The following is a 10,911-nucleotide window of genomic DNA, read 5'->3' on the forward strand; positions in this document are numbered from 1 at the left end:
GCCCTTCGCAGAGCCGCTTCCACGACCCTGTCCGCGCCCGAAAGCGCTCCGGTGTGCGTCGCCGCCGCCTTGGCCGCCTGTTCGTGTCGGCCGGGTTTGATGGCAATGACCGGCTTGAGCCGCGCCGCCGCCCTCGCGGCCGACATGAACTTGCGCGGATTGGGTATGGTTTCGAGATACATCACGATCGCTCGCGTGTGAAAATCGCCCGCCAGCATGTCGAGGCAGTCGCCGACATCGACGTCGGCCATGTCTCCGAGCGAGATGATCCGGGAAAAGCCGACATCGTTTTCGGCCGCCCAGTCGATCAGTGACGTGGCGATCGCCCCGGATTGCGAGACCAGGGCGATGTTGCCGGGCCTCGCCGGCATGTGAGCGAAACTGGCGTTGAGTTTTGCCGGCGGGACCATCAGCCCGACTGTGTTCGGCCCGATGATCCGCATGAGCGAGGGTTTGGCTGCATCGAGCATCGCCTGGCGCAGACCGTTGTCGCGCGTCAGCCCCGCGGTGATGACGACCGCTGCGCGCGTGCCTTTCTCGGCCAGGTCGCGCACGATGCCGGGAACGGTGTCGGGCGGGGTCACGATCACGGCCAGATCGGGAATGCCCGGAAGATCGGCAAGCGTTGCATAACAGCGGTGACCGGCGACCTCTGAGTATTTCGGGTTGACTGGCCAGGTCTCGCCTTCGAAGCCATCGCTGACGATGTTGTCAAAGACGACGCGGCCGACCGAGCCGACGCGCGTGGACGCGCCGATGACGGCGACGGATCTCGGTGAGACGGCGTATTCAAGATTTCGTATCGTCATTCCGGAAGCTCCTTGCCGCCACATTCACCAAAGGCGCCAAGCATTCATTGCGCTGGATCAAAGCGCCATCCAGCCTCTTGCGGCTAGCTGGCGCCAAACGCCTCACAATCCGAGGAGAACCCGATGAGCTATTATTTCAGCAAAACCCTCGACATGCCGTTCGCGGCGGGGATCGAACACGTGACCAGGAAGCTCGCGGGCAAGGGCTTCGGCATCCTGACGAGGATCGATGTCCAGCACACGATGAAGGTCAAGCTGGGCGTGGACTTCAAGCCATACATGATCCTGGGCGCCTGCAATCCGCATCCGCGTGGCGCGCGCTGCAGGCCGAGGACAAGATTGGCGCCATGCTGCCCTGCAATGTGATCGTGACCGAGATCGCGCCCGGCAAGATCGAGGTCGCGGCCATCGATCCCATGGCCGCGATGGGTGCGATCGACAACCCGAAGCTTGCCGCGACGGCAAAGGACGTTCGGCTGTTGCTGCAGGAGACGATCGGCGAACTTTGATGGCTGCCGCCGTGAACGAGTCCGTGCTGCGGCGCGCGCTGCTGGCCGTCGCCGTTGTGGGCCTGGCGCTTGGGCTGGGTGTCTGGCGAAGCGGCATCGGCCCCATCTCTCCCATCGGCCCCGTCTCTCCCATCGGCCCCATCTCTCCCATGGGCCCCATCTCTCCCAACGCAATCTGGGCGGCGGCGACCCTGCCCGTCGTTGTGATGCTTGCCATTTCCATCCTGCGGGATTTCTGGATCGGACGGGTCGGCGTCGATGCGATCGCGCTGGTTTCGATGTCGGCGGCGCTGCTGCTTGGGCAGGCCTTGGCGGCGGTGGTTGTCGCCATCATGTATGCCGGCGGCACAGTTCTCGAAGACGTTGCGCGCGGGCGGGCGGAGCGGAACCTCAGGGCCTTGACCGATCGGGCGCCGCGGTTTGCGCATCGAAAGTCCTGCGAGGGGACGGAGACCGTTCCAGTCGAGCAGGTGGCGGTCGGCGACGAGCTGTTGGTGCGGGCCGGCGAGTTGCTGCCCGTCGACGGCATCCTGATCGATACGTCGGCGCTCCTCGATGAATCAACTGTCAGCGGAGAGCCGTTGCCGGAGCGGCGCAGCGCCGGCGACGCGTTGCGCAGCGGCACCGTCAACGCCGGCGAGGCTTTTGTCATGCGGGCATCGGCTATCGCCGACAAGAGCACCTATGCCGCGATCGTGCGCATGGTCGCTGCCGCGCAGACCGCCAAGGCGCCATTCATACGCATTGCCGATCGCTTCGCGCTGCTGCTCCTTCCGCTCACGCTTCTGATCGCCGGCATCGCCTGGTACGTTTCCGATGATCCGGTCCGTGCGCTCGCCGTTCTGGTGGTCGCAACCCCTTGTCCACTGATCCTCGCGGCACCCGTCGCATTCATCGGCGGCGTATCACGTGCTGCCCGCGCCGGCATCCTGATGAAGGGCAGCACGGCGGTGGAGGCGCTCGCTCAGATACGCACCGCGATCTTCGACAAGACCGGCACCTTGACGATCGGCGGCGCCGAGCTCATCGAGATCGACGTCGCTCCGGACCGGGAAGCCAATGAATTGCTGCGACTGCTGGCTTCGCTGGAACAGGCTTCGCACCATGTCCTCGCGGATTCGATTGTCCGTATCGCTCGCCATGGGAACCTGGCGCTTTCCCAGCCTCATGACGTTCACGAACATCGCGGAGAAGGCCTGAAGGGTCGGATCGATCGAACATGGGTCGCGGCAGGGTCGAGGTCGCTCGTCCTTGGGGACGGGCCACTGCCTCAGTGGGCGACGGCCGGCGAGGAACGGTATCGCAACGCTCAGGTGCTCAGGGTGTTTCTGGCTCTCGATGGCCGGCTTGCCGGTATTTTCACATTCGGAGACGCCCTGCGCCAGGATGCCCGCGACGCCGTCGACGCTTTGCGTTCGGTTGGGGTCACCCGAATAGTCATGCTCACCGGTGACGACGGCGTGGCGGCGGAAAGGGTTTCCGCTTCGCTCGATCTCGATGCCGTCTTTGCCGATGCCACGCCGGCGGACAAGGTCGCAACTGTCGAGGCCGAGAAGGCGACGGCGCCGGCGATGATGGTGGGCGACGGCATCAACGACGCCCCTGCCCTTGCCGCCGCGACGGTGGGCATTGCCATGGGGGCTCGCGGCGGAACGGCTTCGTCGGAAGCAGCGGATGTCGTCGTGCTGACCGACAGGCTGCAGCCTGTTTCGGAAGCATTACGGATCGCCAGGCGTACGCGCCGGATCGCCCTGCAGAGTATCGTTGTCGGGTTGGCGCTCTCGGGCGCAGCGATGATCTCAGCCGCCATGGGGCAGATAACGCCGGTGGTGGGAGCCCTGCTTCAGGAGGGCATAGACGTCGCCGTCATCCTCAATGCATTGCGTGCGCTTGGCGACGGGCATTTCGAACACGACCGAGCTAGGAAAGCTGAAAGGCCATGACACAGGAGAACCTGGTGGTTTGCACCAAATGTGGTGCGATCAATCGCCTGCCGCTCACCCGAAAAGGCAGCGACGCGAAATGCGGAAAGTGTGGCACAAGGCTTTTTTCGGGGCACCCGGAAGACATTGACGCGGTGAACTTCGACCGTCAGATCGGTCGCGGCAGTTTGCCTGTTCTTGTCGACGTCTGGGCCCCATGGTGCGGTCCATGCAAGATGATGGCGCCAGCCTATGAAGCTGCCGCCAGGGCGCTCGAGCCTGACATCCGCCTGATCAAGCTGAATTCGGACGCGGAGCAGTCGGCCGCGGTCAGGCTCGGCATTCGCGGTATCCCGACCATGATCCTTTTTCGCCATCAGCGGGAGATCGCGCGCATATCGGGGGCGATGAGCACCGGCCAGATCGTCAACTGGGTTCGCAGTCACCTGCCGACAGCCACCAGCTCAGCCTGAACAAAACTGACCGATTTCGGAATCGGTTAGTTTGCTTAGAACCGAAAATCCTTCCGCCTTTCTCGCACTGGTAGTCGCGAGATATGGTTGCCGCACGTGCTCCAGTTCGTGAGTTGCGTGTCGGTCGGGTGAAATCCACCCCGGCCAATAAAATTGGGTACATTGGTGACCCACCCGATCCATTTACACACGAAAAGGCGTTTCCGCAGTGGACATCCCCCGGATCTTCAACGTCACCGAAAGCGCTCACCGCATCCACAACCCATTCACGCCCGAAAAGCTCGCCACTCTCGGCGCGGCGTTGCGCCTTGAACCAGAGACCCGTGTGCTGGACCTCGGCAGCGGTTCAGGCGAGATGCTGTGCAGTTGGGCACGCGATTACGGGATTAGCGGCACCGGTATCGACAAGAGCCGATTGTTCACCGAGCAAGCGAAGCTGCGCGCCGAAGAACTCGGGGTCGCCGATCGAGTCGAGTTCATCCACGGCGACGCTTCCGGCTATGTGGCCGACGAAAAGGTCGGTGTAGCAGCCTGTCTCGGTGCCACGTGGATCGGCGGAGGAGTCGTCGGCACCATCGAGCTTCTGGCTGAGAGCCTCTACACCGGAGGGATCATCCTCATCGGCGAGCCGTACTGGCTGCAGTCGCCGCCCACGGAAGACGTTGCCAAGGGATGCCTTGCCGGTTCGATCTCCGACTTTCTCATGCTTCCAGGACTTCTCGCGTCTTTCGGCAACCTCGACTACGACGTTGTGGAAATGGTTCTGGCGGACCAGGACGGCTGGGACAGGTACGAGGCGGCCAAGTGGCTCACCATGCGCCGGTGGCTCGACACGAATCCCGACGACGATTTCGCAAAAGATGTTCGAGCCCAACTGACCTCTGAACCCGGACGTTACGCCGCGTACACGCGCGAATACCTGGGCTGGGGCGTGTTCGCGCTGATGGCACGGTGATGTAAAGCGGTTGGTATCCGGCGGATTGTCAACTGTCGTGCAGCGCAACAGATGGTGCGGTGCTCGGGGGAGGCGCAGCCCCTCGAGCACCGCCTGTCCCGTGTCGGTCAAATTGACCCCGATCAAGGTCACACGCGGTCGCTGCGATAGGAATGGCTTTGAAGGAGTTCGCCCATGACCACTTTGCACGACCTCACCCCGAAATTCAGGAACATCCGACTGCTTCTTGCGCGCGAGAAGGGCCATCCGGAAGGAGACCACGAAGAAGGCTACGACATGCTGGCGCCTCTCACCAGCGAGGGGCGGCTCGACGCCGAGGAGTGGAAGACACACCGGGCCTTCTGTCGTGTCCGCCGCTTCCGCACCGGCGAAGACGACCTTGTCGGCCGGTTGCGCCGCAAGCCGGGCGGACAATGGTTCTTCGACTACGCCGAGGGCGACCGTGACGACGAGGTAGGGTTTCATCTCGGCGAGGAGCGCTTCGTGACCGGCGAATATGTCTCGATAAATCGCAATGGGGCCATGCACACCTATCAGGTCGCTCGCGTCGAACAGCCGTAAAGCGGGTCGGACTCAGGCGATGTCACGCCGCATACTCATTGTCATCGGCCATCCCGACCCGTCTCCCGAGCGGCTCTGCCGCGCGTTGGCAGCGGCATATGCCGAAGGCGCGCAACGGGCTGGCCATGTCGTGCGCAAGATCGACCTCGCCGCGCTGGAGTTCCCGCTGCTTCGAACAACGCAGGAATTCGAGCACGGAGTGGTCCCCGACAGCCTCAAGGAAGCTGCCGAGGCAGTCATTTGGGCACAGCACATCGTCTTTGTCTTCCCGCTTTGGCTCGGAACCATGCCGGCCATGCTCAAGGCATTTCTCGAGCAGGTAATGCGGCCGGGGGTCGCGTTCGCCTATCCGGACAAGGGCATCGGACTCCCCAAAACCTTGCTGCGCGGCCGCTCCGCGCGCCTGGTGGTGACGATGGGAATGCCCGCGGCAGTCTATAGGCTTTGGTTCCTCGGCCACGGCTTGGCCGGCATGCGGCGAAGCATCCTCAACTTCGCCGGCATCAAGCCGGTGCGCGAGACTTTGTTCGGCATGATCGCGAACGCCAGCGATGCGAAGCGGGCGGGCTGGATGAAGCAAATGCAGAGCCTGGGTGAGCGCGCCGTGTAGTCGCTGATGAGACTACGGCTGCAGGACCGCGGCCCCGCTCAATCTGCCCATCCGCAAATCGTCCAGCGCCTGGTTGGCCTGCTCGAGCGGATATGTCTTCGTATGCGTGCGCACCCGCGCGCGCCGCGCAATCGGGAAGAACTCCTCCGCGTCACGGCGGGTAAGGTTCGCGACCGACACCAGTTCTCTCTCTTCCCAGAGAAGCTTATAAGGCATTGCTGGAATGTCGCTCATGTGGATGCCGCCGCAGACCACGCGACCGCCCTTGCGCACGGCCCGCAACGCGGCCGGCACCAGTTCGCCGACAGGCGCGAAGATGATCGCGGCGTCAAGCTCGACGGGTGGCAGCTCATCGGACGCCCCTGCCCAGACAACGCCTAGCGAGCGCGCGAATTCCTGGGCCTGGATGTCGCCAGGCCGCGTGAAGGCAAGGACTTCACGTCCCTGCCAGATCGCGACCTGGGTGATGATGTGAGCGGCGGCGCCGAAGCCATAGATGCCGAGCCGCCTGCCGTCGCCCGCCTTCCTGAGGCAGCGCCAGCCGATCAGGCCCGCGCACAGCAACGGCGCCAACGCGACCGGATCGGCAGCGGCGTCGAGTTCGAACGCGAAACGCTCGTCGGCAACGACATGGCTTGCGAAGCCGCCATCCCGCGTATAGCCGGTGAAGAGAGGCTCGTCGCAGAGATTTTCGGCGCCGGAGGTGCAATAGGGACAGTGCCCGCATGTATGCCCGAGCCAGGGAACACCCACCCTCTGCCCAAGCCGGGACCGCGATACGCCTTCACCGACAAGATCGACGATACCGACGATTTCGTGACCCGGCACAAGCGGCAGCTTTGGTCTCGGCAAGTCACCGTCCACGACATGCAGATCGGTTCGACAGACCGCGCATGCCTCCACCTTGAGCCTGATCTCGCCCGGTCCCGGCGTGGGATCGGGGCGATCGAAAAGCTTCAAAGGCGTGCCGCGCTTCTCCAGCACCATTGCCTTCATGGCAATCCCGGCTTCTCCAAAAAATGCAACAGGAACAGACTAGCTGACTGCCCGGCAACAAGAAACGCCAATTGGCATGCCGACTGTCCTAGAAGTATTTGTTTTTGCGCAATTCCGGACGGAAAACCGCTACGCACTTTTCCTGGAATTGCTCTAGCGCGAGTGCCTGACCTTCACCGGCTGAAGCCGATGCCGACCGAAGCCATAGCTTGCCGAAGCCCGCCTGCGCTTCGCGCTGGAAGCTATTTCGAAATAGAGTCCCGCGCCGGCAAGATAAGCAAGGCCGAGTATCCCAGCCCAGATGGCGATGATGTCGGAAGTCATGGTCGGATCCCCTTGGTTGGACGTCGGTTCCGACCAAATAGTTGCCGAGCCAATTCATGCTGGCCTTGATCACGGTCAATCGCACAAACAAACGGCTCACTCGGTGAGGCATGGCTCGATCAAGCCGGCTGACAGCCAGTTGTCAGCTAGCTCGTGAGATATTGCCCCAGCACGCATGCAACGGCTCGGCCGCTGCACGCCTCAACCTGGGATGCATTGCCTATGAAAAAGACCGCCTTGTCGCTCTTCGTGATCGCGTCGTCAGGAGCCTATGTCTGGAGCCAGGCGGGCAAGCTCCCCGCTGACGACCTGATCGATATGGGCGTCCCCGCCAATGCCGCGGAGCAAAGCATGTTGCCGCCGGTCGGCCTGCCGACGCCAGCCGATCCGGTTGCATCGGCAACGCGCCTGCCCAGGGTTCCCCAGAACCTGCGGCGGGAGCCAGCCCCAGAGACGCCCGTCGATGCCGGAACGGACACAGCGGCGACGATATCGGCTGCAGCTCCGAAGCCGGCAGTTGCCGCCAGCCCGCCGCAGGTCCCAAAGCTGCCGCCTTCGCCGCCGAAGCGAAACCCCGCGCCAGCAGCCGCAAGTGTCGCTCAACCGGAAGCACGGTCGTTCTCTGTGACGCCTGCCGTCTATATTCCAATTCCGCAGCCGCGACCGGCAGATCCGCAAGCGCCGGCATACGTGATCCGTACAGGCATGAAGCTCGCCGCCCACGGCTATGCCGACGGGGTCTACACCGGTCCCGCGGCCGACGCATATTACGGCATCATCCAGCTTCAGGCGCTTGTTCAGGGAGGCCGCCTGACGGCGCTCAAGATATTGAGATACCCGAACGACCGCCGCACCTCCGTCAACATCAATCGGCAGGCGTTGCCGATGCTGCGCGACGAGGCGATCAGCGCGCAAAGTGCGGATGTCGACATCATTTCGGGCGCCACGCTGACCAGCAGGGCCTTCATCCAATCGCTTGGCGGCGCGCTCAAGAAGGCGTCGTCGTAAATTTCATGCGCGAAACGAGAATATTGATGGGCATGCCCATCACCATCGACATCGGCGGCTCGGCCGACGACCTTGTCGAGAGGGTTTTCGACTATTTCGACGACGTCGACCGGCGTTTCAGCACCTATCGGACGGATAGCGAGATCTCAGCCATCAATCGGGGCGACATTCCGGTCCGCGACTGGAGCGGCCAAATGCTGGACGTGATGAAGATCGCGGAGCAAACCAGAAGGCAGACGGACGGCTATTTCGACATCCATAGACCCGACGGCGCGCTCGACCCCTCCGGCATCGTCAAGGGCTGGGCCATCCGCAATGCGGCCGAAATCGTCCGCCAGGCCGGCGTGAGCGACTTCTTCATCGAGGCGGGCGGCGACATCCAGTCCTGCGGCAGGAATGCTTCCGGTCGGGACTGGAGCGTCGGCATCCGCAATCCGTTCCATACGGATGAGATCATCAAGGTGATCTATCCGCGAGGACGCGGTGTCGCTACCTCCGGCACCTATGCGCGGGGCCAGCATATCTACAATCCACGGGCGGGCCGTGATCCGATCACGGATATCGTCAGCGTTACGGTCATCGGCCTGGATGTGCTCGAGGCCGACCGCTTCGCCACCGCCGCTTTCGCCATGGGCCGGAATGGCATCCTCTTTCTCGAGCAGGCCGAGGGCCTCGAGGGATATCTTGTCGACAGCAACCGGCGTGCCACGCCGACAAGCGGCTTTGGAGCATTCTGCCAACCATGATCAAGACCGTGGATCGACTTCTGGACCACCTGACCATGTATCGGCTGGTTCTCTACTACCTGATGACGCTGCTGGGCGCCGCCTTGGTGTTGAGCGCCGCAGGGCTGGTGCCGCATGATCCGGTCGAACTCGCCTTTACGACCGGTTTGGTGCTGGCCGCCGGCTGGATCGCCAACAGGGTTTTTGCACGCATCTTCGAAGTTCCCGCCAACAGCGAGTCTGTCTACATCACCGCGATGATCCTGGCGCTCATCCTCGATCCGGTTGCCGCCACCGACTTCAAGGGCATCGGCGCCGTGGCATTCGCGTCGGTCTGGGCGATTTCCTCGAAATACATCCTGGCCGTCGGCAGGAAACATCTGTTCAATCCGGCCGCGCTGGGCGTTGCTTTGACCGCGCTCTTGCTCGATCGACCGGCCACATGGTGGGTCGGAGGCAATGCCTGGCTGCTTCCCTTTGTGCTCGTGGGCGGCGTTCTCCTGGTGCGCAAGCTACGCCGGCTCGATCTCGTGGCCGCATTCTTTGGGGTGGCGCTGGTCACGATACTGGCCACGACCGGCCCGTCCCAGTATGGCAGCGCTCTTCGGGAGACTTTCAGCTCGTCGCCGCTGCTGTTCTTCGCCTTCGTGATGCTGACGGAACCACTGACGGCTCCGACAACACGCTGGCCGCGTATCGCGTTTGCCGCCATCGTCGGCTTTCTGTTCGCACCCAACATCCATATCGGCTCGTTTTATTTCACGCCCGAGCTCGCACTTCTGGCGGGCAATCTCTTCGCCTACGCCGTGGGCCCGAAGGGCCGGTTCGTGCTGACTTTGGAACGCATCGAGCAAACGGCCGTCGATAGCTACGACTTCATCTTCAGGTCGCAGCGAAAGCTCGCCTTCCGGGCGGGCCAGTACCTTGAGTGGACGCTTGGCCTCGACAGGTCCGACAACCGCGGCAACCGGCGCTATTTCACGGTGGCTTCATCCCCTACCGAGCAATCGGTACGGCTGGGCGTCAAATTCTATCCGCGGTCAAGCGCCTTCAAGCAGGCGCTGGGCACCATGAAGCTGGGCGGCACGATCCACGCCTCGCAGTTGGCCGGCGATTTCACGCTGCCGTCCGATCCCGGCATCAAGATCGCATTCCTCGCCGGCGGCATCGGCATCACGCCATTCCGCTCGATGCTGCGCTATCTCATCGATCGCAAGGAAGCGCGACCCATCGTCGTTCTCTATGGGACGGAGAGCCAGGAGGACATCGCCTATCGGGAAGTGCTCGGCGAGGCGAGGCGCGAGCTGGGCATAAGGACGTTCCACGCCGTGGCCAAGGGCGCGCTGCGCGGCCAGTATCCCGGTTATATCGACGCCCGCCTGGTGCGCCTCACCATGCCCGACTATCTCGAACGCACCTTCTACATCTCCGGCCCGCAGGCCATGGTCAAGGCTCTGCGGCAGAAGCTCCTGGCCATGGGCGTTCGCCGCTCCAGAATCAAGGTCGACTACTTCCCGGGATTTGCCTGACCGCCGCTCAACCATGCCGAGGCAGGTAAATGGTCACCGCCAGACCAGCGTTGGCATTAGCCATTTCGAGGCGGCCTCCATAGGCTTCGACGATATCCGAAACGATCGCCAGGCCGAGGCCGCTGCCGCCGCCCTTGCTGTCGAGCTGAACGCCACGCAACAAGGCGGCATGCCGGGCGGCCTCGGGGATACCCGGCCCATCATCGACCACGGTGATTATGACCTCGCCCGCTCTTGCGGACGCGCTCACATGAACCAGGGATTTCGCGAAACGCGTCGCGTTTTCCACCAGATTGCCGAGAATCTCCGACAGGTCGCCTTCGTCGACCGGCGCCACGAAATCCTCAGCGGCATCGACCACGAATGAGAGCTGCTTGCCCCTTGGCGTGCGTTTGACGACGGCAATCACGCCGGCCGCCACCTCCCGGACAAGGCACGCGGCCTTGCCGGAAACACCAGGCGCCAGACGGGCGCGTGCCTTGTCCGGGAG

At 63.3% G+C, this 10,911-nt stretch carries 12 protein-coding genes and 1 pseudogene; 9 read left to right on the forward strand and 4 right to left on the reverse strand.

Annotated elements, in window-relative coordinates:
* Positions 1 to 809 (reverse strand): CoA-binding protein (locus tag EOA29_RS12735; RefSeq protein WP_189478883.1); only part of this gene is annotated, 809 nt, incomplete at its 3' end.
* A 123-nt stretch (positions 810 to 932) separates the two neighbouring features.
* Here EOA29_RS12735 and EOA29_RS12740 point away from each other — a divergent pair.
* The 6 genes and pseudogenes from EOA29_RS12740 (at position 933) to EOA29_RS12765 (ending at position 5,839) form a co-directional block, all read left to right on the forward strand.
* A pseudogene (locus EOA29_RS12740) lies at positions 933 to 1,318 on the forward strand (DUF302 domain-containing protein).
* Positions 1,318 to 3,261, forward strand: coding sequence for a heavy metal translocating P-type ATPase (locus tag EOA29_RS12745; protein ID WP_126092055.1), 1,944 nt, complete (start codon positions 1,318 to 1,320; stop codon positions 3,259 to 3,261). Before EOA29_RS12740 ends, EOA29_RS12745 begins: the two are co-directional and overlap by 1 nt.
* Positions 3,258 to 3,713 (forward strand): thioredoxin TrxC, encoded by a 456-nt coding sequence (trxC, locus tag EOA29_RS12750; protein WP_126092054.1) that lies wholly within the window; start codon positions 3,258 to 3,260, stop codon positions 3,711 to 3,713. Before EOA29_RS12745 ends, trxC begins: the two co-directional genes overlap by 4 nt.
* A gap of 208 nt (positions 3,714 to 3,921) precedes the next feature.
* Positions 3,922 to 4,668, forward strand: a complete 747-nt coding sequence (locus EOA29_RS12755; RefSeq protein ID WP_126092053.1) for a class I SAM-dependent methyltransferase — start codon at positions 3,922 to 3,924, stop codon at positions 4,666 to 4,668.
* Positions 4,669 to 4,842: 174 nt separating this feature from the next.
* Positions 4,843 to 5,229, forward strand: a complete 387-nt coding sequence (locus EOA29_RS12760; RefSeq protein ID WP_126092052.1) for a hypothetical protein — start codon at positions 4,843 to 4,845, stop codon at positions 5,227 to 5,229.
* A gap of 19 nt (positions 5,230 to 5,248) precedes the next feature.
* Entirely contained in the window at positions 5,249 to 5,839 is a 591-nt protein-coding gene (locus EOA29_RS12765; protein WP_126092051.1) for an NAD(P)H-dependent oxidoreductase, read from the forward strand.
* 12 nt (positions 5,840 to 5,851) lie between these two features.
* On the opposite strand, the gene EOA29_RS12770 is transcribed toward EOA29_RS12765, so the two are convergent.
* Both EOA29_RS12770 and EOA29_RS41345 read right to left on the reverse strand, forming a co-directional pair.
* The gene (locus tag EOA29_RS12770) at positions 5,852 to 6,835 is read right to left on the reverse strand and encodes a zinc-dependent alcohol dehydrogenase family protein (RefSeq protein WP_126092050.1); all 984 of its coding nucleotides are present in this window, start codon (positions 6,833 to 6,835) and stop codon (positions 5,852 to 5,854) included.
* A gap of 153 nt (positions 6,836 to 6,988) precedes the next feature.
* The gene (locus EOA29_RS41345) at positions 6,989 to 7,159 is read right to left on the reverse strand and encodes a hypothetical protein (RefSeq protein WP_189350539.1); all 171 of its coding nucleotides are present in this window, start codon (positions 7,157 to 7,159) and stop codon (positions 6,989 to 6,991) included.
* A gap of 222 nt (positions 7,160 to 7,381) precedes the next feature.
* Here EOA29_RS41345 and EOA29_RS12775 point away from each other — a divergent pair, with 222 nt between their 5' ends.
* The 3 genes from EOA29_RS12775 to EOA29_RS12785 are packed head-to-tail and all read left to right on the forward strand — an operon-like array spanning position 7,382 to position 10,421.
* The gene (locus tag EOA29_RS12775; protein ID WP_126092049.1) at positions 7,382 to 8,167 is read left to right on the forward strand and encodes an FMN-binding protein; all 786 of its coding nucleotides are present in this window, start codon (positions 7,382 to 7,384) and stop codon (positions 8,165 to 8,167) included.
* 26 nt (positions 8,168 to 8,193) lie between these two features.
* Positions 8,194 to 8,913 carry an FAD:protein FMN transferase gene (locus tag EOA29_RS12780; protein ID WP_245464886.1) on the forward strand — a complete coding sequence of 240 codons (720 nt, stop codon included), beginning with the start codon at positions 8,194 to 8,196 and terminating at the stop codon, positions 8,911 to 8,913.
* Positions 8,910 to 10,421, forward strand: a complete 1,512-nt coding sequence (locus EOA29_RS12785; RefSeq protein WP_126092047.1) for an RnfABCDGE type electron transport complex subunit D — start codon at positions 8,910 to 8,912, stop codon at positions 10,419 to 10,421. The genes EOA29_RS12780 and EOA29_RS12785 overlap by 4 nt, the downstream gene beginning before the upstream one ends.
* A gap of 7 nt (positions 10,422 to 10,428) precedes the next feature.
* Here EOA29_RS12785 and EOA29_RS12790 read toward each other — a convergent pair.
* Positions 10,429 to 10,911: ATP-binding protein (locus EOA29_RS12790; protein ID WP_145969665.1), on the reverse strand; the 483-nt coding region annotated here is incomplete at its 5' end.

Source organism: Mesorhizobium sp. M1E.F.Ca.ET.063.01.1.1 (assembly GCF_003998155.1).
Taxonomy (GTDB): domain Bacteria; phylum Pseudomonadota; class Alphaproteobacteria; order Rhizobiales; family Rhizobiaceae; genus Mesorhizobium.